Genomic DNA, 23,211 nt, shown 5'->3' on the forward strand with positions numbered 1-23,211 from the left:
GTCCGCTGACATGAATAAAAGCCTCGCGGGCATTTCTTTCTGGTCTGGATGGCAGATATAATGCGCAGCTTATTTTTACCGCCACACAGCGTGGTGATATGTTCGAGCCAGAGGGTGTTATGAATCAGGTTCTGCTTTATTGTCGTGCGGGGTTTGAGAAAGACTGTGCCGCAGAGATCCAACAAAAAACCACCGACATGGGGGTATATGGGTTCCCGCGCGTGGTCAATAACAGTGCGTATGTCCTGTTTGAGTGTTACCAAGAGGGCGATGCCGAGCGTGTTGTTCGTGATCTCCCGCTAGACTCACTGATTTTTGCCCGGCAAATGATCGCTATCACCGCGTCTCTTTCTGAGCTTGACCCTGACGATCGTATTTCACCGATTTTGGCAGTGGGCGAGCGTTTACCCAAAGGCGGCGACTTACGGGTGGAAACCCCAGATAATGATGAAGCGAAAGCCCTGTTGAAATTCTGTCGCAAGTTCACCGTGCCATTGCGTCAGGCGCTACGTAAGCAAGGCGTGATGCTGGCAAAGGATAACCCGAAAAAGCCGGTGATCCACGTGTGCTTTACCGCCCCAGGCACCTGTTTGATCGGCTATTCACTGACAACCAATAACTCCCCGCATTATATGGGGTTACCACGCATGAAGTTTCCGGCTGATGCGCCGAGTCGCTCCACCTTAAAATTGGAAGAGGCGTTTCATCACTTTATTCCCAAGCAAGAATGGGAGACGCGTTTAGCGCCCGGCATGTGGGCGGTCGATTTAGGTGCGTGTCCGGGAGGTTGGACCTATCAATTGGTCAAGCGCTCGATGTTTGTCCACGCGGTGGATAACGGGGCGATGGATGAAAAGCTCATGGATACAGGGCAAGTGTTTCATCACGCCGAAGATGGATTTAAATTTGAGCCTACGCGAAAAAATGTCACTTGGCTGGTGTGCGATATGATTGAAAAGCCTTCTCGTGTGGCCCAATTGATGGGTGAGTGGCTGATTGAAGGGTGGGCAAAAGAAGCAATATTTAATTTGAAATTGCCCATGAGCCGCCGCTATGAGCAGGTGACGGAGAACCTCGACACCTTAGGTGCATTTCTTGATGACTACAAGGTGGCGTATGAAATGCGCGCGAAGCATCTGTACCATGATCGCGAGGAAATCACGGTGCACTTACGGCGGGTAAAACGTCAGCGCTAGATGCAGCAGTGTGGGCCTATCTTAGCACCGCATACCGGCTTTATACTTATTCATCACCACTGAACTTCATCACCACTGAATACGGTTACGAGGGTTGGCCCTCAGCGGCAGGTTCAAAACGGATATCTTGTAGGTTAAAGCCTAGTGGGATATCCGTTTTTAGTTGCGCGACCTTTTTACAACGTTGAGCCAGCTCATAATGACCGTTGAGTTTTTTTTGCCACTTTGGTGCCAGATCCTCAGCAGCGAACACTGCATCGATAGTGGCATAGTCGCTCAGCAAGCTGGCGGCCGTTTTGGGACCGATCCCTGGCACGCCACTGATCTCACTACTGCTGATCCCTGCGAGCCCCCAAAAATCGCAAAGCTGCTCTGGACGAACGCCGAATTGTGATTGGACGAAGGCGAGATCTAACCAGCGCTGCTGAAAGTAATCGCGGATCCTGACTGTCGGTTGCAATAGCTGACAGTAGCCTTTGTCAGTCGATACGATTGTGACATCTTGCCGGCGCTCGGCCACTTTTAAAGCCAGGGTGGCAATCATGTCGTCAGCTTCATCGCCTTGAGAAAGCAACGAGTCGACGCCGTGCTGCCAAAATGCATCTTGAATCGCATCTAACCCTTGCTCGAGTACTGCAGGCATTGGTTTACGGTGTTGTTTGTATGCCGGCAAGATCTCTGCGCGCCAGCCACGATCATTACCCAGGTGATCAAAGACAGCAATAATATGGCTCGGCTGGCTATGATTGATGATTTTATTGAGGGTTTTGAGGCAGGCATTCACCGTGGTGTCGATGGCATCGCCTTCAGGCTGAGCCGCGTGGACACGGCGAATGAGGTTCATTGCATCGATAATGACAACATGGAGGTTAGACATAATAAAAACCAGTAATAACGCGCAGCATGAGCCGCGCATTATACCTGTGTTAGTGGCATAACGCAGTGTGCGAGATGCAGGTTATCGACAGCTCGCCGGCTCAGTGCGCGTTCGGGCTAGGAAACAATCTCATAGCACGGCACATAGGCGGTGCCTGGCAGCTTCATCCGTTGTTGGTCGACGAAGCTTTGTAACAGTTTGTCCATTTTTGCCATCAAATACTTGTCCCCATCAATTTTAAATGGGCCGTGTTGCTCGATATTGCGCATCCCCTCGTCTTTAACATTCCCTGCCACAATGCCCGAGAATGCCTGACGTAACGCTGAAGCGAGTAACTCTGGGCGCTGATTCATGTGCAAGTTGAGGTTAGCCATGTTTTCGTGTGTTGGCGCAAAGGGATGTTGGAAGTCCGGCTCGATTTTCAATGACCAATTGTACGAGTAGGCATCGCCGGTGGCTTTGCGATGCTCTTTGACGGCAGGCATGGCATTTTTCATTAATCGTGCGGCTTTGGCTGGATCGTCAATCACGATTTCATAATATTGGGTGGCTTCCTCGCCCAATACATCACGAATAAAGGCATCGATATCGCGAAAGTAATCTTCACTTTCTTTCGGGCCGGTTAACACGATAGGCAAAGGCTGTGAGCGGTTATCAGGGTGCATCATGATGCCAAGAATATACAGCAGCTCTTCCGCTGTCCCTGCGCCACCTGGGAAAATGACAATCCCATGCGCGATACGGACAAATGCCTCTAGGCGCTTTTCAATATCTGGCATGATCACCAGCTCGTTAACCATAGGGTTCGGCGGCTCAGCAGCGATAATAGAGGGCTCGGTTAAGCCAATAAAGCGGCTGTCATACGTGCGCTGCTTGGCATGGCCGATGGCTGCGCCTTTCATTGGCCCCTCCATCGCACCAGGGCCACACCCCGTACAAATATCTAGTTCACGCAGACCAAGCTCATGACCCACTTCACGCGTGTATTGATATTCGATGTCGTTGATTGAATGCCCCCCCCAGCAAACCACTAAATTAGGATCGACTCGCGGACGGAGCGTTTTCGCATTACGCAAGATACCGAATATTAAGTTAGTGATATGCGGTGAGCTATCGAGGTTGAGGGCAGGACTATGCTCGAGCTGCACATTGACGTGAATAATGTCGCGTAGTACCGAGAACATATGCTCTTGAATGCCGCGAATGATCTTACCGTCGACAAAGGCATGATCCGGTGGATTAACCAGCTCGAGTTTGATGCCCCGCTCTCGGCGCAACACGCGAATTTCAAAGTTGGCGTGTTTTTCAAGAAGTGCTTTGGAGCTGTCTGTATGGCTGCCTGAATTTAAAACGGCCAATGAGCAGTTGCGGTATAAGCGGTACAGATCACTGCTGGCGCTGGCTTTTAAACGATCGACCTCGATTTGAGAAAGCAGATCCATCGTTCCAATCGGACTAATGTGTGTGATCATAGCGACAACCTCTTACACGCCGACATCCTGTTTAACGCAAGCCAGGCTGCCGAGCGGTGCTATAAAAATCAGTGTGTTAATTAAAAATACACACGCTAGCCACAATTGACCAGTAAAAATTAACACCAGATGATTTGGTTGCGACCACTGTTTTTCGCTTGATAGAGCGCTTGGTCAGCACGCTCTAGCACCGGTGTGGGGGTGTCCTCACCTTGGAAGAGGGTGGCACCAATTGAGACGCTAATTGAAACGCGCTCGTTTTTAAACTTCAGCGGGAGTTTGCGAATGGTGTGGCTAATATTGGCCAAAATATCGGTCCGCGTTTCATCATCCGCATCAGGCAGTAAAATGACAAACTCTTCGCCACCAAAGCGGGCAATAAAGTCGGTGTCGCGCAGACATTGGTAGATGCTGCGCGCGATAATTTTCAACGCTTTATCACCGACTTCGTAGCCAAATTGCTGATTCACTTGTTTAAAGTGGTCAAGATCAATGACGGCAAGGCAAAACTCACGCTGGTACTTTTTCCATAACCGGTACTCATGCTCCAAACGATCGTTAAGGGCGGCACGGTTGTAGACGCGGGTCAGCGGGTCTAACAGGCGTTTACGTTCTTGGTCGCCGACGCGACGATGTTGATCGAGGGTTTGCTCTGCTAAGGCGCTAAGTTGGTTCTGATTGTGTGCCAACTGCTCTTCCAAGGCTTGTTCGCGATTTTTGAGCGCTTTGTTTTCTTGCGCGATCACTTTCAGCTCTGCAAGCGCTTGGGTTAATGCGGCTTCTGGGTTGGCTTTTGCCGCGCCTTTCCGTTTGAGTTCGTGTTCAATATCGTTAATGGTGCGGTCGAGGCGCTGATCGACACCTTGATGTGCCAGCCGTAGTTGTGTCGCATGATCATGCGCACGGGTATTTTGTTGGCTTATTGAGACGAGGTCATCATTGACTTGACTGAGAAATTGCTGCGAAGCCCGCCGCTCAGATTGGGTGGCTTCCAGAATCAGCTTGAGTGCCGCTAACGTCAAAGACACCACGGTAGCCGGTGATATATCGGTCAGCAGTTTACGGCGGATTTCAAGCAACTTATCGCCTGCTTGACCGTTGATATCGAGCTCTGTAATCAGGTTTTGTAGTTCATCAGCGACGCGACGTATCTGATCGTTGTCGATGTCTGGTGTTTGTTGGGTGCGGGGCCTAGCAACTTGCAAGGTCACGGCGCGTTCGTAAAGCTGAAGTAACTTAATGAGGTGTTGTGTGCGTTCGGTATCACCGTTCGCCGGTTGCGCTAATAGATCTCGCAAGTCACGTTTCAATTGAGCGGGGAGACCTGTCACTCGCTGTAGTGTTTCACCACTGGTGTGAAATTGCTCATCGAGGTGTGACTGTGCTTTTGCTTGTGTCATGTTTTGATGACCCACCATGCGTTCAATAACGGCTAAACGCGGAAGCAACGCGCTAACATCCTGCGTTGAATACAATACGTCACGGAACTCGGCCAGTTTTTGGTCGACCAAGTTATTTTTACCCGAGCACGTGGCGATAAAGCGCGAAACCAGCCGTTTAAGGCTATGGATTTCTCGACGCGACTTAAGCGCCAGCTCCCGATACGTTGAGGGCGACGCATTATTACCCGCCTGAGCGGGCTGGGCCGACAACGGTGATGGGGTGGACTTAGTCATTTTATCGAGGAAATACCTGATTATATTCGCGTTTTGGCGCCATTGGTAGCGAAAACAGTTTCACTAACTACCTGTAGCTATACCGACTTATTGCTCTGATCATCAATAACTGACGATGGCTTTTTATCAGATTCGTGATCCTTCTGCCAGTTCAATAAGTCGTTCGCTGAAGATTTAACCTTTACCAATCCAGAGTCAATCCCTTTCAAGCAAGCATGACGTAAGTTGGTGTTCACGAAGCTCGCGGCGGGCGCTGTGTTAATCGCGCTAAAGTGTACCCAATGACTTTCTCCGGTCTGTTGCGCGAGATCACTGGCTTGATGAGTAGCCGTTAATAAAATCTCGATTAACTCTTGGTCATTAATCGATGTGTACGCGCGCGGTAAAAAAGGGTATTCCGCGAGACCAATGGCGACTTGCGGCGTGAGCGCTGGAGGTTGGTCACCTGCATTCACCGTTTGTGCCTGACAGCTTTGGTAGTGGCTGACAAAGTCTGCGATCAAAGACTGCACAAAATGAGCAAGCGCATCAGGCTGGGTATCTTGATCCCAATTGGTCTCGATATAAATAAACAAGGTATCGGCGAAATGATATAAGCGGCCAGATTGAGTGACACGCTCGGACAAATAGTCGCCAAGCTGACGCTCGATATCTTGCGCCCTTTGATAGCCGAGACGCAAAAATAGCGCTTTTAGAAAGGCTACATCGAACATGGCAAAGCGTAGCCGATCACTGAGTGGCTGGTGGATCATGTCGTTCAGATACCATTGCTCAAAGTTGGCGTTACTTTTTTCCAACGAACGCGGTAACTTGGCATTCAGCATGCGTAAGTTCCTCAGCCCGGTGCGTGGGTGCGTATAAAAGTCATCACGCAGCTCTTCGAGTTCTCCCTGACGCATCACCGCGGCACGATGACGAAGGTAAACAATGGCCACTAACACCCCAAGGCTGCCTAGTAGGAAATAGTTGACCTTTTGTAGGTGGAGCTGCTCTTGGTGTGCGCTATCTAGCTGGCGCTGCAATTCATCCATCTGTAGCTGTCGCTCGACCACACGCTGTTGTTGTTTAAAGGTATCGGCTTGTTGCTGTTGCTCTGATTGTGTTTGCTGTGCGCGCAGCTTTTCATAATCACGTTGCATCATCAGAGCCGCTTGATACTTGCCTTGCGATTCCAAGGCTTTGGAGAGGGCGTGATGCGCCATCGTCATGGTTTTGCGGTCTTTTTCTACCTCTGCTCGCTCCAGTGCGGTGCGAATTTCTTTCTCTGCTTGCTTTGGTTGAGACAGTGCAAGATGAATACGTCCTTGTAACAACATTGCCTGTGTGGTCAGCGGCGAGTTGGGTAGGCTACCGACCAGTCTTAACGCATCTTGAATGTATCTGTCACTGAGCGGGAAATGCTCTAGCTGATAATAAGTGCGAGCGATGGCTAAGTGGACTTGCGCAAGCGGTTGGAGGCGACCGAGTGCTTGCTCAATTTCAAGCGCATTAAAATAATGCACCAAGGCAAAATTATAACGGGCTTGCTGCTCATAAATGGTGGCTAATAGGCGCTGTGACGCTGATAAACGTCGGCTTAATGAGAAGTGCTCAAAAAAGGCAGCGGCTTGGTTCGCGTGCTCAAGGGCTTGATTGAGCACGCCTTGCTGGTTATACAGCTTGGCCAGCTTCATATTGGCATCCGCAATCAATGCCGTGTATTCGTTCTCGCTTGCTATCCAGAAAGCACTGAGTAACTCGGTCAGGGCACTTTCATGTTGCTTTTGGTCGAGTAAAAAGCCGCCCAACGAGAGCTGAAACTCGACTTTATCCCGCAAGTCTTGGGGATCATTGCTAAGCTGGCTTCGCGCATTCTCATAGGCGACAAGCGCGGTTTCACTGTCTGCGGTCGCCGCGAGAATATTGGCACGCAGTAAAGCGCTTTTAAAGCGGCTTGCTTGGCCGTTTAAGCTGTTTTCCGGCAAGGTTTCAATCGCTTTTTGGGCGGCATCGAGTGTCGCTAAGGCGCGCGTCGAGTCGCGATCAAGGTGCCAGATAAGAGAGGCCTCGGTCAGTAAAACTTGCACTTGTACGTGTTTTAAGTCGTATTCATCGACCACTTGATACGCTTTTTGTAGCGCGGCTTTAGCCTCTATGGGTTGATCGAGATACGCATAGGCTCGGGCACTGATCAAATAGGCATACACGGTATGCAATGGCGTGCGAATCGAGCGATCCGTGTCGTTATTGACGTGTGAGCGGTTGGCACCTGTGGTTAGGCGGCGTTGGGCTAAAAACCGATTGCTGATTTCCAACGATTGCGCTGGAGAGGTCTCGAGAAGCTTTTCGGCATTGGTTAGCACAGGTGAGGAGTGGATAGCGGCAAACGCCGTTATCGACGTTAACCAAAAAAGCAGGCCTACGAGTAGTCGGCTGATGCGCATGCGCCATCCTCTAAATAAAGCGATGAGAGAAAGGCTGCCCGCAGGCAGCCTGTGGTGTTATTGTCTTGCCAAACGGTTGTTTTCGCTTGGTGTTTTACCCATGTTCGTACGGTATGGATTAATATCTAAACCACCGCGACGCGTGTAACGGGCATAAACGGTGAGCTTTTCTGGCTGGCAAAAACGCATGATATCCATAAAAATGCGCTCCACACATTGCTCATGAAACTCATTGTGCTCACGAAATGACACCAAGTAGCGAAGCAGCTTCTCACGGTTTATCTTGTTGCCTTTATAGGCGATTCTCACCGAGCCCCAGTCTGGCTGATTGGTAATCAGGCAATTTGATTTGAGTAAATGGCTGTGAAGGGTCTCAGACACAACCGCGCCTTGAGCGGCCCCGTCGAGCCAGTCTGGGTTAAATGTGTAGTCATCGATGCTGATATCTTGGTGATCGATGCATTCACCCGCTAGGCCAGCGATGGTTTCTCCCTCTAACTCACTGAGCGGTGATAAGGTGACATCCACCTCTTCGCCCGCACAGGCGGATAAATCGGTTTGCAATGCGTTAGCTACCTGTTGCCAGTTATCAAAGCGGGTTTGATTAAAGCTATTGAGGTACAGCTTAAATGATTTTGACTCGATCAAGTTGGGGCTAGAGGCCGGTAGACGGACTTCGCCAATCGCGACCTGGGGCAAACCATTTTTGTTGAGCCATGACAGCTCATACAAGGTCCAGGTGTCGTAACCGGTAAAGGGCATCGGCGCATTATCTAGTCCGATGGCCTGACGATTTAGCGCGCGAGGGACCGCACGCAGTTGTGACGGATCGTACTGGGTTGGATAATCTGTTTTTTCGCCAAGCGATAAATTGGCGAGGGCATCGGCATCTTGATAATTGCTCATACGGATCTGCTATTGATTCAAGTAGAATGGGTAAAGTTTACTGAATCTTGCTATAGGTTGCGAATGGAGAACACAGTACATCGTGCCCTTTGGGCGCTAACACAGAATTATATGGCGGTATGGCAGAGTCATTATCAACATTTACCCTGTACAGATGCCTACATTGGCTTGCCATCTCCCTGTGTCGTGAGCGAAAACGATCACCAACTACAATGGCAACCGGTCAAGCGCGACGCTTTGGCCGATTTTTCCAATGTAGAACAAGCAATTACGTTGCGTTTGCATAGCGATATTAAAGATTTTTACAACGCATTTTATTGTGCAGATTTATCGGTTCGTTATCAGGGGGAGTCGATAAGCTTGCTTCAGGTATGGAGTGATGATGACTTGGCGCGCTTACAAGAAAATATCTTGGGGCATCTGATGATGCAGCGTCAGCGCAAGCTTACACCGAGTGTCTTTATTGCGACCACAGCCGATGAAATGGTGATCATTGCAATTGATAACATGAGCGGAGAAGTGATCAGAGAAACCCTTAATAAAGGGACGCGTGATGTGATTGCCCCCAACCTGGAAACATTTCTCGCGGCATTAGAGGTTGATGTGGCATGATTCTCACGGAACTGACCTTTGAGTGCTTTGATAATACCACCGTTAGTGCGGTCGACCGTACTATCAACGGCCTCATGGATGCATTACGTTATAATGGCCAGGTGCTTGGACGCGAGTTTCCGATCTTGATGCAAGAAGGCCAGTTTCAGCTTCGTGTTGTCTGCCCAGATGAAGACGCCTTGCACCCACGCTTTCACAGCCCACAAGTGAAACGGGCCTTACAGCAGCTAGCCGATGCGTGCTTAACCCAACCGAAAGTGCGTGTGCTGGGGCGCGATTTGAACTCAGAACAAGCCGCTCCAAGTGTCTCACCGACCTGGCAAGTGCTCTACACCACCTTTGTTCACACGTGTTCGCCGCTGCGTTGTGGCGATACCCTGCTCCCCATCCCGCTTTATCGCTTACCCGCCACCTTTAACGGTGATCACAAAGCGGTCATTAAATGGCAAACAGAATGGCAAGCCTGTGATGAGTTACAAATGGCCGGTGCCAGCGATGCCGAATTTGCAGGCTTGAATGAAATTGGGTGTCCCAATACGCGCCTATTTCAGCGCGGTTGGGATTTACGTGGGCGGATAGAGTACTTAACAGGCACGCCGACTTACTACTATCAATATCGCGTTGGCGGTAAAGATAAAGAGAGTGAGCTTCATCGCCCATGCCCTCAGTGTGGCGAGCCTTGGCGGCTTGAGGCCCCGTTACACGATATCTTTCTGTTTAAATGCGACCGTTGCCGGCTAGTATCCAACCTTTCTTGGGACTTTAAACTGGCTTAGCGGCTTGAATACTGGGCTTCTAGCGTCGCTAATCGCTCGCTTAACTCGGCCACGTGTTGTTCGAGCTGGCTGATACGCTCAGCATTAGATAGCTTGATGTCATCGACGGGTATCTCGGGTAGCGGTGTATTGGTCTTCGCGCTCTTCACCGCTTGAATAATCAAGGGGAGGGGGACTTGCGTTGTCAATTGGGCTTTCACCTTTGCCACGGTGACGGTTTGCCCTTTTGCGTCGAGCACCTTGAGTGCTCGCGCCAGCTCAGCTTGATAGCTCATCAGTTAATCCTAGCGACATAACAGGAGAGAGAAAGATTAGGGCTTTCTCAGCAGCGCATCAAGCATATCAACCTGTTCCGCCCAATCCGCGTCTTCCTTTATGGCTTCATCAATAAACGCCCGTTGTGCCGCGTTCCAAAATGGGGCATCGACCAGTGTTTGCCCTTCAACCAAACAGTGGCTGGATAGGAAGTGCTCAATTGAGGCCTTATCGGTTGCTAAGCCCAGCTGCTCAAACAGGTGCTGTAAGTCGTGTTGAAAGGTTTCCATTGTCCCTCCTGGCTGCTCGATACGCGTCTATACTCACTATAATAGCAGCCTCCGCCCCATGTTGTGATGAAAGCGGTGCCTGTGAGCATAGGACAATGCATAGAAAAGGTCCCTGCTCCGTGTGAGATATCTCTTACAAGAGCGTGGGATAAAAGCAGAATCTTGCTACGAAAATTGACCCCCTTGTTTTTATTTTTTCTTCTATTACAAGTGCTTACTGTTTATTCTTTGGTTTAAGATAAAAAATGAGAGATTGAGCAGGTGAGAATGGCTTGTACCAAACGCTCAGTCGCGTAATCTTATCGGTGTCGGAAGGGAACTGACACAGGGAACAGGAATCACCAAGGACTTGGTACCTCAGGATGAGGCAGTACTTCAGGAAGAAGCGCTGGCATGGATTGCAAAAAGGACAACGGATGGAGCCGTTCTCTACAAGCAGGAAGCTTGTACGTCAGGAAGACTTAGGACAACCCAGGATGGGGGCTTAAGGACTACTTCAGGACGAAGTCATGGACATCTCCAGGATGGAGAGCTTATCGAAAACGGGAATTTCGGTTTGTCAGGATGACGAAAGGACACCTCCAAGACGGAGAGACATGGAACGACGCTGAAGGATTCGGCGACTGATCAAGGAATGATGCAGGGAGCACCTTTTAGTAGCAGGATGGCTGCAAGTAAAACTCTAGGGCGCGGCGCAAGCTGCGCCCTTTCCTTTTTTCTGGCCGGTTAAACCGACACCGGTGACTCCCTGTCACGCACCGTTAGCACTAACCTTGCGTGTGCACCATACTTCTAATCTAGTACAGCTTTTCACGTCGCGCGAATAATTATCCCCGCCTTTTTAGTATCAACATGGTTGGCGTTGTCGGGTGACATCTAACCGTCGGTTTGGCTTGCTCTTGGCATCGCATGAACCGGTGTGTCTATAGCCTTTAATCTTAATCCTCGAAGATGAGCGTGACCGATATAATGATCATCCCCGGTGGCAGAAAACTCGAACCAGTATTGAGTGAGCCATTGCCACCCTTGCTCGGTTCTCCGTATGGTGTGACGGCCTCGTGCGATAGACAATAATTGCAACTCCATCCGCTGGCAGTATTGGCGAATGTACTGGTGCGCTTGCTCGGATTGTCGCCGCTGTTGCCAGAACAGTAAAGCGGCGACAACAACCAAGAGAATGGTGAATAGATCAGTGATCATGGTGGGTTTGCTTCACCGCTTGCTGCATGCGTGCCATTGCTTGAGTCAGGGCGGGTGATGTATGGCCATGTAAACGACCCAATAGCGCGCCACGAAGGGGAGGTAACATCACCAGATCCGCATAAACCTGTTGAAATAACGTCGCATCGTGCTGATCGGCGAGAGCAATCAAAAAGCGATCCAGAGCAGCATCATCGGTCAAGTGATGCCAGCAGCGACCGGCTATCGCGACAAAAATCTCGCGATGGTGTAATTCAGCGCGATCAAGTACCGCATCAATCAGCTGATGCCGAGTGGCTGATGGGGCGCCCGCATGTGCGCGGATTAATGCGCTGACCAAAAAAATATCAACCTCTTGCGTCTGACACATTTGCTGAAACATATCGCGCAAGCTTGCCGCGAGTTTGTCATTGATTTGGCAGTGCTCCAAGCACCCGAGAAGGGCGTACAATGGTGTGGTCGGTAGATGATTGAGCGCTTTGCGGACGCGAGTGGCATTGTTTTGCTCGGCCATGCGTACACAGGTATCAGCGAGCCCTTGTAGGCCCACCCCTTGCCAATTATCCCAGCCAAGCTCGCCATTTAAATAATGCTGTGCATGATCATAATACTGGCTAGCTGGCCGGCCCAGTTGATAGGTCAATGTGGCATGAAACATCGCCATTTTGTCGTCGGTGGGCGTAAACGTATAGGGGTTATTGGCCAGTTTCTCACGCTGCTCTTTATTCGGTGTGGCGGTTAAGCGCTCTCCCATGGCCGCGCTGACATACTGTAAAAAGTCTCCCATCGCGGTGTGATTGAGGAGGCCGCGTTCATCGAGAGGCATTTTTAAGAACCATACCCAAGGAGCGCCGCCTGGCGGCCAAAAGGCGATAGCCATATGCGCGTGTTGACGCAAGGGGTAAGGGTAAGGTTGTTGATTGGCCTCAACCGCACGAAAGGCCGTTTCATCCAGTTGACAAACACGACGGCCTAGGTCGTAAATACTGAATTGACAACCGGCGTGGTCGAATAGGGCGCTGAGGGCGTGAACCGTTTCCATGATGTCCGCTCTTAGTTATCGCTTGATGCGCGCGAGTATATCAGTTTTTCCCGGCTAGATGCTTGTCTTGTTGATGTTGTCTTTGTCGGGATCATGCTATGCTTCGCGGTTTCTAATTTGAGTAATGATGGGATTGTCAATGACACTTTACCAACAGTGTGAGCAACTTCTGGATGAGCTTGAGCAAGTGTTAGATGCCTGTGACCTGCTCCAGTCCGAGCCACCATCACCTAAACGACTGGCCAGCCGCGAGCCGTTTGCGGTGGATACGCTTGATTGCCATGAGTGGTTACAGTGGATATTTATACCCAAAATGCGTGCCTTGGTGGTTGCTCGCCAGCCGTTGCCAAGAAATTTTGAAATCGCCCCCTATGTGGAAGAAGCGATGAAAGAGCAGCAAGGGGCGACGGCGGTGGTCAAAGTGACTTATCGTATTGATGCGCTTTTAACCCAATGATGAGTGAACAACCATTATCCATTTTATACCGCGATGAGTCATTGGTTGTGGTGAACAAGCCTGCAGGGATGCTGGTCCATCGTTCGTGGCTGGATAAAGGGGAAACGCGTTTTGTTATGCAGACACTAAGGGATCAGATTGGTCAGCATGTTTACCCTTTACACCGACTCGATAAACCGACGTCTGGTGTGTTGGTGTTTGCGCTGTCGAGCGAGGTGGCGTCCTTGATGATGCCTCAGTTTGCGCAAGGGCAGATTAAAAAAGCCTACTATGCGGTGGTCAGAGGCTGGATCACAGAAGCCAGTCGACTCGATTACCCACTGGTGGAAGAACAAGACAAAATAGCAGATAAAAAGGCGAGCCAGCCGCCCACGGCCAAACCGGCCGTGACGGATTATCAACCGCTGGCATCGGTGGAGCTGCCTATCGCAACAGGACGGTATGCGACCAGCCGCTATAGCCTCGTGGCGATGCAGCCGCAAACGGGAAGAAAACACCAATTGCGTCGCCACATGCATCACCTCAGTCATCCGATTATTGGCGATACTACGCATGGCGACGGAAGGCACAATCGTGTTTTCCGCGAGCATTTTCACTGCCATCAGCTTTTACTTCATGCCAATGAGATGCAGTTTATCCATCCCGTTAGCGCTGAGACGGTCAAGGTACAGGCGCCGCTCGATACCACGTGGCAGCGTGTCCTGTCGGCATTGGAGTGGGATGTGCCTTGCACAACCTCCTTGGCGTAAACAGCCCGCTGCAGGCCGCACCTTGCAGGCCGCACCTTGCAGGCCGCACCAATATACGTGTTAGAGCTTATCTAGCTCGGCTTCGATTTCGGCAATCTTACTGGCGACCACTTTTTCCAGATGACGGAGATCGGTGAGTACTTTTTGCTTCACGTCTTGTTCGGTGTGCTCGTGCTGAACGATACGATCCAGTTCATCGATCACCAGAGACAAGCTGCGGTTGATCTCAGTGACCTCTCGAGAGCGTCCGGTGCCACTGTCGACAACCACATTTTTCCGCTGGCGTGGATACTTAAATTTCATGCTTCGCGCAAAAAGGTCGCCCTTTTGCTTGCTGAAGTACACTTTGAGCGTGTCATAACTGGCTTCTTGACGCAGAGAATAACGCTCAATCTTTTCCGGATGTTCAATACCGATATTTTTCAACTGCTGATACATAGCCACCTCATGGTTGAATGTTTTCTCTATTAAGCGACGAACTCACCGTCGCTTAGCATAGTTGATGGGGGTTGCTTGTTACTTGGCGCGAGCGAGCGCTTTCTCCAGTGCCGCTTTTAACTGTTCCTGATGCTCGGAAGTTAATGCTTGGTTCTCTGCGTCGGTGACGATAAAAAAGTCTTCGGCGCGCTCGCCAATGGTGGTGATTTTAGCGGCATGGACACTGACATTTTGGCGCGCAAAGACGGCCCCGACCCGAGCCAGTAGTCCAGGTGTGTCGAGTGCTACTAGCTCCATCAATGTGCGACGACCGTTTTTCGTGGGTAAGAAAAGTACCTGGGTTTTAACCGAAAAATGCTGAAGTTTTTGCGGTGCTCGCCGTTTGGGGATAGTCATTGTCCCGGTTTCTCCGAGCGCCTTGCTGACCCCTTTGATAATGCTCGGGTGACGGTCAAGAGGAATGGCATCGTCATTTTGGTCTAGCACCATAAAGGTATCGAGAGCGTGACCATCTTTACTGGTCATCACTTGTGCATCATGGACGCTCAGGTTTTTCTTATCGAGAGCCGCTACCACGCGCGCAAACAAACTGGGCCGGTCTTGGCAGTAAACAAAAATCTCGGTCCCGCCACGGGTTGCTTTTTTACTTACCAGCACCAGTGGGGCGTCGCCGGTGTGATGAAGGAGATGCTCACTGTGCCAAGCAATTTGTTTATGGGTATGGCGCAGAAAGTAGTCCGCCTTGAAACGCTGCCATAACACTTCTATATTCCTCGGGCTATGGCCTTGTTTACGTAACATTGCAGCCGCTAAATGTTTGTTATGACGAATGCGTTCACGCACATCTGGCGGGTTTTCTAAGCCTCGGCGGAGCGCTTTTTGTGTAGAGTAATACAGCTCTGCGATCAGTGTGCGCTTCCAACTGTTCCATAAGTCTGGGTTGGTGGCATTAATGTCTGCGACGGTGAGACAAAGGAGAAGGTCCAGTCGTTCTTCGTCGCGCACTTCTTTGGCAAAATCGGTGATAACATCAGGATCGTATATATCGCGGCGCTGTGCGGTGACGGACATCAATAAGTGATTACGGACGAGCCAGCTAACAATATTCGCTTCTGGTTTTGACAAACCATGCTCTAAACAAAAATCATGCGATTCAATGGCGCCAATTTCGCTATGATCCCCGCCACGTCCCTTGCCAATGTCATGGAAAATGGCTGCAATCAATAAAAGCTCACGGCGTGCTAAACGGGGGAAGACATCACAACAGATCGGATGGCGGTCTCGGTTGGCCTCGTCATCAAATAAGCGCATATGTTTGAGCAGTCGGATCGTGTGCTCATCAACCGTGTAGACATGGAATAAGTCAAACTGCATCTGCCCAACAATTTGACTCCATTGTGGTAAGTAGGCCGACATCACCCCGTGGCGATGCATTAAGCCAAAGGCCTTGTGCAGCGCATTGGGGTGACGAACCAGGGCCATGAATTTTTCGCGCGCGTCTTCTTGCTGACACAAAAAGTGATTGAGTCGACGTCTTGCTGTACGCAACTGCCGCAGGGTAGGCGCTGCAATCGCTTCAATCGACGTGTCATTGGCAATATGTAGCATCATGTCGAGAATGGTTTCCGGTCGCGCTTGAAATAGCGCGGGTTTGCGCGCTTCGATGGTGCGTCCGCAGCGCTGAAAATCATCACTTAAGACGTCGATTTCTCCGGCGCGACCATTATCGATGATCACTTGATCAAAGATTTGTAGCAGCATTTTGTTGAGCTCACCGACCCGCCCAAGTGTGCGGAAGAAGTCTTTCATCATGGTTTCGACCGCACGATTCCCTTCACCGCGGTAACCGAGTAGTTCCGCGACCGATGTTTGATGCGCGAAGGTGAGGCGATTGTCGTAACGGCGCAGCTCAAGGTGAAGCGCAAAGCGAATTCGCCACAATACATTTTGACACTCATTGAGCTCGCGATATTCCGCGTCGGTTAAAAAGCCAAAATCACTCATCTCTCGTAAGCTGGTGGCACCAAAGTGACGGCGCGCAATCCACGATAGGGTGTGAATATCGCGCAGGCTGCCAGGACTGAGTTTCAGATCAGGCTCAAGCTTATAGGCGGTGTCATGATAGCGGCGGTGGCGGGCTTTTTGTTCTTCAACTTTGGCTTGATAAAACCGTTCGCTGGGCCAAAAGCTGTCATCATGCACGCGCGTTTCAAGCGCATCAAAAAGCTGCGCGTCACCACATAATAAGCGAGATTCTTGTAGGTTGGTGGCGACAGTCAAATCGTCCAGCCCAACCCGAATGCACTCGTCGACGGTGCGTACACTGTGGCCGACTTCGAGCTTTAAATCCCATAAAAGGGTAAGCAGATCGCTTAAACTTTGTTGCTGGTGAGCATCTAATGGGGCCTGGCAGAGCAGGAGTAAATCGATATCCGACAGAGGGTGCAGTTCGCGCCGACCATATCCCCCCACCGCGACTAAGGCAAGTGAGGTGTGTGCGAACCCAAAGTGATGCCACAAGCGTGCCAGTAAGGCATCCATATAATCGGTGCGCTGGTACACCAATTCCGCCACAGGAACATTGGCCAAAAAGTCCTGTTTTTGCTGTTCAAGCAATTGCTGAAATTGGGCTTTGAGGGTGATGGGGTCGAGCTGATCATCCTCAAGGTGTTGTGGCGTAATCACTGTGTCTGTCATGGCGATCCTTTGCGCAAAAAAAAGCCGGAGCGAAGCCGGCTTTTAAGGGTTGGATTAGTGGTTGATGTAACGCGGGAGGTTTTCTTCCTCTCTCAACGTTAATACCTCGACGCCCGTCTCGGTGACCAGCAGGGTGTGCTCCCACTGGGCCGATTTTTTACCGTCGATGGTGTATACCGTCCAGCCGTCGTCTTCATCGAGCACGGTACCGTATTTACCTGCATTAATCATAGGCTCAATGGTGAAGCACATGCCAGGTTTGAGTACAGTGCGATCATTATTTTTGTAGTGCACCACTTGAGGGTCTTCATGGAAGCTCGCACCAATGCCATGCCCACAGTACTCTTTCACGATAGAGTAGCGTGTATTGCTATTTTTAATGAATTTTTGAATGGCGGTCCCGAGCTCACCCACGGTAGCCCCCGGTTTTACCTTTTTGATCGCGTGATAGAGACTTTCTTGTGTCACACGACAAAGACGTTTGTCTTCCAAAGAGACCTCTCCGACTAAAAACATCTTTGAGGTATCGCCATGGTAGCCATCTTTAATCACGGTCACATCGATATTGACAATATCGCCATCCTGCAACACATCATTATCATTCGGAATGCCGTGACAAACCACATGGTTAATCGAGGTGCACATTGACTTTGGAAAACCGTGGTAGTCCAAGGTAGCCGGCGTGGTGCCTTGCACTTCAGTCATGTATTGGTGGGCAATGTCATCCAGCTCACGCGTAGTGATACCGGGTTTTACATGGTCGCCAAGCATGACGAGCACGTCGGACGCCAAGCGGCCAGCGACGCGCATTTTTTCAATTTCTTCTTCTGTTTTAATCGGGATTGTCATTTTGCTTTCTCACTTTAATTTGGGTCGCTCAATGATGACGATAAGAACGAGAGCCGGATCTTTTCACGCTCGGTATCATCGAGCACAGCCGCCCAGACCTGCTACGCTTGTCGCAGTGACTGAGGTGATCAGCCGTATGATGTGGCGCTATGGTACCAAGCCATCTGCATTCTGGAAACCAAAAGGGGCAGGATCCCGATGAGATGCAGTGGCAACCACGCTTGACCGAATGCGCAATATTGCTGGATTTTGCTGGTGTTTTTGTGGTATAAAGCGCGCCGAAAACCGTCATTGTGATCAATCTAGCCGAGCTGGGTTTCAGTTTGATGGTCTTCACTCAATACTTTTTATTTTAAATCACACACATATCGACACATTAACCGGGGTGCCCTCAAGCGGGTCGGTGAATGGGATATGTGGAGGCCTAACCCCAAGAGGAAATTATCATGGCTACTGTTTCAATGCGCGACATGCTCAAGGCGGGCGTACACTTCGGTCACCAAACTCGTTACTGGAACCCAAAAATGAAGCCTTTCATCTTTGGTTCACGTAACAAGGTGCACATCATCAACCTTGAGAAAACTGTACCAATGTTTAACGATGCTTTGGCTGAACTGTCAAAAATCGGTGAGCGTAAAGGTAAAGTCCTGTTCGTTGGTACTAAGCGCGCAGCAAGCGAAGCGGTAAAAGCGGCAGCAGAAAACTGCGAGCAGTTTTATGTAAGCAACCGTTGGTTGGGCGGCATGCTCACTAACTGGAAAACCGTTCGTACATCTATCAAGCGTCTGAAAGACCTGGAAACTCAGTCTACTGACGGTACGTTTGAGAAGCTGACCAAGAAAGAAGCACTGATGTACACCCGTGAGATGGAAAAACTCGACAAATCACTGGGTGGTATCAAGAACATGAACGGCCTGCCTGATGCAATGTTCGTTATCGATGCGGATCACGAGCACATTGCCATCAAAGAAGCGAACAACCTGGGTATCCCAGTATTTGCAGTGGTAGATACTAACTCTAACCCAGACGGCGTTGACCACGTCATTCCAGGTAACGATGACGCAATCCGCGCTATCCAGCTTTACCTGAATGCCGCGTCTGACGCTTACAAAGAAGGCCGTAGCCAAGACATCGTTGCGCAAGCAGAAGACGAGCTGGTTGAAGTCGCTGAATAAGACGACAGCTCCTTGTGAGCGTTCTTAGCCATCAGCGTGTCATCTTTCATGCTGTAAGCTAAGTATGGTTAGCAGGGGCCGATTTCGGGCCCCTGTTTTTTACCCAAATAGTTTCGAATCGAGGATTGAACAATGGCAACTGTTACCGCTGCCCTGGTTAAAGAACTTCGCGAGCGCACTGGCGCTGGCATGATGGAATGTAAAAAAGCACTGGTTGAAGCGAACGCAGATATCGAAGTGGCAATCGAGAACATGCGTAAGAGCGGTGCGGCAAAAGCAGCGAAAAAAGCTGGCCGTGTTGCTGCTGAAGGTGTGATCCTAGTGAAAGAAAACGAAGGCAAAGCAGCGATCGTTGAGATCAACTGTGAAACTGACTTCGTTGCAAAAGACGCAAACTTCGCGGAATTTGCTGATCAAGTTGCTGAAACTGCACTGGCTGAAGGCCTTGACATCGACGCACTGAAAGAAAAATTTGAACAGCAGCGTGCTGATCTAGTCGCGAAAATCGGTGAAAACATGGATATCCGTCGTGTTTCATTCATCGAAGGCGAGAAAGTGGGTTCTTACCGTCACGGCGGTCGCATCGGTGTTATCGTTGCGGCAAAAGCGGACGAAGAAACCATCAAGCACGTGGCTATGCACATTGCAGCGTCTAAGCCTGACTATGTTAACCCTGAAGATGTACCTGCCGACGTGGTAGAGAAAGAGAAGCAAATTCAGGTTGATATCGCAATGGAATCAGGCAAGCCTGCTGACATCGCAGAGAAAATGGTTGCTGGCCGCATGAAGAAATTCACCGGTGAAATTTCTCTGACGGGTCAAGCATTCGTCATGGACCCATCACAAACTGTGGGCCAAATGCTGAAAGAGAAAGGTGCCGAAGTGACCGACTTCATCCGCTTTGAAGTGGGCGAAGGCATCGAGAAAGAAGAAGTAGACTTTGCTGCAGAAGTTGCTGCGGCACAACAAAGCTAATTTTTCTGACTCAGACCGCGGTGCTCGCCGCGGTCTTCCATAACCTTCTTCCCTAACTAGTGCCTAATAGAAAGGTAGTGAAATGACTACAAATCCTAAGCCAGCTTATCAACGAATTTTACTTAAACTTAGCGGTGAAGCCCTGCAGGGCGATGATGGATTCGGGATTGATCCCGCCGTGCTAGATCGCATGGCACAAGAAATCAAAGAACTGGTCGAGCTGGGTGTTCAAGTGGGTTTGGTTATCGGCGGCGGTAATCTATTCCGTGGTGCTGGTCTTGCTGAGGCGGGAATGAACCGTGTTGTGGGCGATCACATGGGTATGTTAGCCACCGTGATGAACGGATTGGCAATGCGTGACGCACTTCATCGTGCCTATGTGAACGCGCGAGTGATGTCAGCCATTCCCTTGAATGGTGTGTGTGATAGCTACAATTGGGCAGAAGCGATTAGCCAGCTTCGCAATGGTCGCGTGGTGATATTCTCCGCCGGGACAGGTAACCCTTTCTTCACCACGGATTCGGCGGCGTGCTTACGCGGTATCGAAATTGAATCTGATATCGTGATTAAGGCAACCAAGGTTGATGGTGTTTACAGTGATGACCCAACCAAAAACCCGGATGCAACGCTTTATGACTCGCTGACATATCAAGATGTTTTAGAAAAAGAGTTGAAAGTGATGGATTTGGCCGCATTTACGTTAGCACGCGATCATAAGTTGCCACTTCGTGTCTTTAATATGAACAAGCCAGGTGCATTGCGCCGTGTCGTGATGGGCGAGGCAGAAGGCACTTTGATCACTAACAGCTAAGCCGGTATTGGTGGCATAATCTTACAAACTAATTCAATCGCAAGGATACTCCCGTGATTAATGACATAAAAGACGACGCGAAAGCGCGTATGGATAAAAGTGTAGAGGCGCTAAAACACACGCTAGGTAAATTGCGCACAGGCCGTGCTCACCCCAGTTTACTGGAGGGGATCACTGTCGAGTATTATGGGGCTCCAACGCCACTTAATCAGCTCGCCTCTATCGTGGCTGAAGATGCGCGTACGTTGGCGATCAGCGTATACGACAAGCAAGTGACTCAAGCGGTTGAAAAAGCAATCATGACCTCAGACTTGGGTCTCAATCCAGCCTCAGCCGGCACCGTGATCCGTGTCCCTTTGCCGCCGCTGACCGAAGAGCGTCGTAAAGACATGGTGAAAGTAGTGCGTGCCGAAGGCGAGCAAGGCCGTGTGGCTATTCGTAACATTCGCCGTGACGCTAACAATGAGCTTAAAGCGCTGCTTAAAGACAAAGAAATCTCTGAAGATGACGAACGTCGTGCGCAAGATGATATTCAAAAGTTGACTGACGAAGCGGTCAAGAATGTTGATGCACTTCTTGATGCAAAAGAAAAAGAGTTGATGGAAGTCTAAATCTCATTAGACTTTACCGCCGATGCTAAAGCGCTGTGCGTGCAGTACAGCGCTTTTTATTTGCCAAGGAGAAACATGAGTTCCCAGTCTCTTGATGCGCAGCTCGAATCTGCCGCTTTACCGCAGCACATTGCCGTAATCATGGACGGTAATGGACGCTGGGCCAAGGCACGAGGCAAAGCCCGTGTGTTTGGACATAAAGCGGGTGTGAAAGCGGTGCGTAAAACGGTGAAAGCAGCGTCTGAAATCGGGGTCAAAGCCCTCACCTTGTTTGCATTTAGCAGCGAGAACTGGCGTCGCCCTGAAGACGAAGTGAGTGTATTGATGGAGCTGTTTATCAATGTGCTTTCTCGTGAAGTCAAACGACTCGACAGTCATGGGGTGCAACTACGTATCATCGGTGATACCTCTCGCTTTAGCCCGTCACTGCAAGCCAAAATAGCCGAAGCCGAAGCCCTAACGGCCGACAATGACCGTTTAGTGCTCAATATTGCTGCCAATTATGGAGGGCAGTGGGACATCACTCAGGCCACACGCCGTGTGGCTGAAGAAGTCGCGGCAGGACAGTTGCAGCCCAATGATATTGGCGAACAAGATATTGCGCGCCATCTCATGTTGGCCGACTTGCCGGATGTGGACTTGATGATCCGCACCAGCGGGGAGTGTCGCATTAGTAACTTTATTTTATGGCAAGCCGCTTATGCCGAGCTGTGTTTCACCGAGCAATATTGGCCGGACTTCAACGAACAGAGTTTGTATGATGCTGTGGCTTGGTACGTCAACCGGGAGCGACGGTTTGGTTGCACGGGCGAGCAAATCAAAGCCATGATAACAACGGATAAGTAACCACGAGGAATCAGTTTGCTCAAACAACGAGTTTTAACCGCGGCTTTATTAGTCCCGTTAGTGGTCGCGGGCGTCTTCTACTTACCCTTTCCTGCCTTTGTGGCAGCGATAGCGGTCGTCACGCTTATTGGGCTATGGGAGTGGACGCAATTTGTTTCAGCGTCTTCACGCCTGCTGACTTTTATCATTCCCGCTGCTGCGTTGGCATTGTCTCTGTTTGCTCTCCCTTTTGATGCCATGGCATTGGGGCACGTACGTTTTCCGCCTTTTGCGGTTGCTGCTGCGGGGGCGGCGTGGTGGCTGTTTGCCACCGTTTTAGTGCTCGCGTTCCCGCGCTCGGGTAACTATTGGACTCACAGCAAGCTACTCCGTCTTGTCTTTGGCCTGCTTACTATGCTGCCGTTTATGTGGAGTGTGTTGTTATTGCGGGCGGCGGACTATCAGTTTTCGACCTATTACGGTGCGAAGCTAGTCTTGCTGGTCTTTGTTTTGGTGTGGTGCGCCGATAGTGGCGCTTACTTTGCCGGCAAGAAATTTGGCAAACACAAAATGGCGCCGGCGGTAAGCCCTAATAAAACCCTCGAAGGGTTGCTGGGTGGACTTTCCGCAGCGGTCGGTGTGACCTGGCTTGGCGCCCATGTTCTCGAGCTTCATTTTGCCAACCTCGGTATCTTGTTGGCGATTGCAATGGTGACGGCCCTTGCGTCGGTATTGGGGGATCTCGCGGAAAGCATGTTTAAGCGTGTGGCAGGGATTAAAGACAGCGGGAACCTGCTGCCCGGTCACGGCGGCATTCTCGATCGTATTGATAGTCTGACGGCGGCATTCCCTGTTTTTACCGTGTTGTACTTCGCGTTTGCGAATTAAGTGAAACGAGT

The 23,211-nt window shown here is 50.4% G+C and carries 23 protein-coding genes; 11 read left to right on the top strand and 12 right to left on the bottom strand.

The window, feature by feature from the left end:
* Nucleotides 1-119: 119 nt before the first annotated feature.
* Nucleotides 120-1,196: a 23S rRNA (cytidine(2498)-2'-O)-methyltransferase RlmM gene (gene rlmM, locus BZG72_RS08540; protein WP_077666573.1), complete on the top strand. Its 1,077-nt coding sequence runs from the start codon at nucleotides 120-122 to the stop codon at nucleotides 1,194-1,196.
* 85 nt (nucleotides 1,197-1,281) lie between these two features.
* On the opposite strand, the gene xni is transcribed toward rlmM, so the two are convergent.
* The 5 genes from xni to queF form a co-directional block, all read right to left on the bottom strand.
* Complete coding sequence (gene xni / locus BZG72_RS08545; protein ID WP_108743037.1) at nucleotides 1,282-2,073, bottom strand: flap endonuclease Xni; 792 nt, start codon at nucleotides 2,071-2,073, stop codon at nucleotides 1,282-1,284.
* 116 nt (nucleotides 2,074-2,189) lie between these two features.
* Nucleotides 2,190-3,545 (bottom strand): nucleotide 5'-monophosphate nucleosidase PpnN, encoded by a 1,356-nt coding sequence (gene ppnN, locus BZG72_RS08550; RefSeq protein ID WP_077607288.1) that lies wholly within the window; start codon nucleotides 3,543-3,545, stop codon nucleotides 2,190-2,192.
* 119 nt (nucleotides 3,546-3,664) lie between these two features.
* Nucleotides 3,665-5,221, bottom strand: coding sequence for a GGDEF domain-containing protein (locus BZG72_RS08555; RefSeq protein ID WP_077666552.1), 1,557 nt, complete (start codon nucleotides 5,219-5,221; stop codon nucleotides 3,665-3,667).
* Nucleotides 5,222-5,298: 77 nt separating this feature from the next.
* Nucleotides 5,299-7,644 (bottom strand): tetratricopeptide repeat-containing diguanylate cyclase, encoded by a 2,346-nt coding sequence (locus BZG72_RS08560; RefSeq protein WP_077666553.1) that lies wholly within the window; start codon nucleotides 7,642-7,644, stop codon nucleotides 5,299-5,301.
* Nucleotides 7,645-7,701: 57 nt separating this feature from the next.
* Nucleotides 7,702-8,550, bottom strand: a complete 849-nt coding sequence (queF, locus tag BZG72_RS08565; RefSeq protein ID WP_046074164.1) for an NADPH-dependent 7-cyano-7-deazaguanine reductase QueF — start codon at nucleotides 8,548-8,550, stop codon at nucleotides 7,702-7,704.
* A 63-nt stretch (nucleotides 8,551-8,613) separates the two neighbouring features.
* On the opposite strand from queF, the gene syd reads away from it, so the two are divergent.
* A complete protein-coding gene (syd, locus tag BZG72_RS08570) occupies nucleotides 8,614-9,162 on the top strand; it encodes a SecY-interacting protein (protein WP_077666554.1) in 549 nt (182 codons plus the stop codon).
* Entirely contained in the window at nucleotides 9,159-9,938 is a 780-nt protein-coding gene (locus BZG72_RS08575) for a Zn-ribbon-containing protein (protein ID WP_046074166.1), read from the top strand. The genes syd and BZG72_RS08575 overlap by 4 nt, the downstream gene beginning before the upstream one ends.
* Here BZG72_RS08575 and BZG72_RS08580 read toward each other — a convergent pair.
* The 4 genes from BZG72_RS08580 to BZG72_RS08595 all read right to left on the bottom strand — a co-directional run bounded on the left by BZG72_RS08580 (nucleotide 9,935) and on the right by BZG72_RS08595 (nucleotide 12,725).
* Nucleotides 9,935-10,213, bottom strand: a complete 279-nt coding sequence (locus BZG72_RS08580; protein ID WP_077666555.1) for a hypothetical protein — start codon at nucleotides 10,211-10,213, stop codon at nucleotides 9,935-9,937. The two genes, BZG72_RS08575 and BZG72_RS08580, sit on opposite strands and share 4 nt — an antisense overlap.
* Before the next feature lie 36 nt (nucleotides 10,214-10,249).
* Nucleotides 10,250-10,483, bottom strand: a complete 234-nt coding sequence (locus BZG72_RS08585) for a DUF2789 domain-containing protein (RefSeq protein WP_046074168.1) — start codon at nucleotides 10,481-10,483, stop codon at nucleotides 10,250-10,252.
* Between the two features lie 876 nt (nucleotides 10,484-11,359).
* Nucleotides 11,360-11,683 carry a DUF3301 domain-containing protein gene (locus BZG72_RS08590; RefSeq protein WP_046074169.1) on the bottom strand — a complete coding sequence of 108 codons (324 nt, stop codon included), beginning with the start codon at nucleotides 11,681-11,683 and terminating at the stop codon, nucleotides 11,360-11,362.
* Entirely contained in the window at nucleotides 11,673-12,725 is a 1,053-nt protein-coding gene (locus BZG72_RS08595) for a DUF3549 family protein (protein WP_046074170.1), read from the bottom strand. Before BZG72_RS08595 ends, BZG72_RS08590 begins: the two co-directional genes overlap by 11 nt.
* Nucleotides 12,726-12,864: 139 nt before the next feature.
* Between BZG72_RS08595 and BZG72_RS08600 the strand changes: the two genes are divergently transcribed.
* Nucleotides 12,865-13,182 (top strand): YqcC family protein, encoded by a 318-nt coding sequence (locus BZG72_RS08600; RefSeq protein WP_046074171.1) that lies wholly within the window; start codon nucleotides 12,865-12,867, stop codon nucleotides 13,180-13,182.
* A complete protein-coding gene (truC, locus tag BZG72_RS08605; RefSeq protein ID WP_227986324.1) occupies nucleotides 13,179-13,931 on the top strand; it encodes a tRNA pseudouridine(65) synthase TruC in 753 nt (250 codons plus the stop codon). Before BZG72_RS08600 ends, truC begins: the two co-directional genes overlap by 4 nt.
* A 60-nt stretch (nucleotides 13,932-13,991) precedes the next feature.
* On the opposite strand, the gene BZG72_RS08610 is transcribed toward truC, so the two are convergent.
* From BZG72_RS08610 to map, 3 genes are all read right to left on the bottom strand, one after another.
* Nucleotides 13,992-14,369, bottom strand: coding sequence for a DUF3461 family protein (locus BZG72_RS08610; protein ID WP_046074172.1), 378 nt, complete (start codon nucleotides 14,367-14,369; stop codon nucleotides 13,992-13,994).
* A 78-nt stretch (nucleotides 14,370-14,447) separates the two neighbouring features.
* Nucleotides 14,448-17,066, bottom strand: a complete 2,619-nt coding sequence (gene glnD / locus BZG72_RS08615; RefSeq protein WP_077666556.1) for a bifunctional uridylyltransferase/uridylyl-removing protein GlnD — start codon at nucleotides 17,064-17,066, stop codon at nucleotides 14,448-14,450.
* A 54-nt stretch (nucleotides 17,067-17,120) separates the two neighbouring features.
* Nucleotides 17,121-17,915, bottom strand: a complete 795-nt coding sequence (gene map, locus BZG72_RS08620; protein ID WP_046074174.1) for a type I methionyl aminopeptidase — start codon at nucleotides 17,913-17,915, stop codon at nucleotides 17,121-17,123.
* Nucleotides 17,916-18,361: 446 nt separating this feature from the next.
* Between map and rpsB the strand changes: the two genes are divergently transcribed.
* The 6 genes from rpsB to BZG72_RS08650 all read left to right on the top strand — a co-directional run bounded on the left by rpsB (nucleotide 18,362) and on the right by BZG72_RS08650 (nucleotide 23,200).
* Nucleotides 18,362-19,090 (top strand): 30S ribosomal protein S2, encoded by a 729-nt coding sequence (gene rpsB, locus BZG72_RS08625; protein ID WP_046074175.1) that lies wholly within the window; start codon nucleotides 18,362-18,364, stop codon nucleotides 19,088-19,090.
* Between the two features lie 132 nt (nucleotides 19,091-19,222).
* Nucleotides 19,223-20,065 carry a translation elongation factor Ts gene (gene tsf, locus BZG72_RS08630; protein ID WP_077666557.1) on the top strand — a complete coding sequence of 281 codons (843 nt, stop codon included), beginning with the start codon at nucleotides 19,223-19,225 and terminating at the stop codon, nucleotides 20,063-20,065.
* Between the two features lie 82 nt (nucleotides 20,066-20,147).
* Nucleotides 20,148-20,876 (top strand): UMP kinase, encoded by a 729-nt coding sequence (pyrH, locus tag BZG72_RS08635; RefSeq protein WP_046074177.1) that lies wholly within the window; start codon nucleotides 20,148-20,150, stop codon nucleotides 20,874-20,876.
* Nucleotides 20,877-20,929: 53 nt separating this feature from the next.
* The gene (gene frr / locus BZG72_RS08640; RefSeq protein WP_046074178.1) at nucleotides 20,930-21,487 is read left to right on the top strand and encodes a ribosome recycling factor; all 558 of its coding nucleotides are present in this window, start codon (nucleotides 20,930-20,932) and stop codon (nucleotides 21,485-21,487) included.
* A gap of 75 nt (nucleotides 21,488-21,562) precedes the next feature.
* Entirely contained in the window at nucleotides 21,563-22,333 is a 771-nt protein-coding gene (locus BZG72_RS08645; RefSeq protein WP_046074179.1) for an isoprenyl transferase, read from the top strand.
* Nucleotides 22,334-22,348: 15 nt separating this feature from the next.
* Nucleotides 22,349-23,200 carry a phosphatidate cytidylyltransferase gene (locus tag BZG72_RS08650; RefSeq protein ID WP_046074180.1) on the top strand — a complete coding sequence of 284 codons (852 nt, stop codon included), beginning with the start codon at nucleotides 22,349-22,351 and terminating at the stop codon, nucleotides 23,198-23,200.
* The last annotated feature ends 11 nt before the right edge of the window (nucleotides 23,201-23,211 follow it).

Source organism: Salinivibrio sp. PR6 (genome assembly GCF_001995955.1).
GTDB lineage: Bacteria > Pseudomonadota > Gammaproteobacteria > Enterobacterales > Vibrionaceae > Salinivibrio > Salinivibrio siamensis.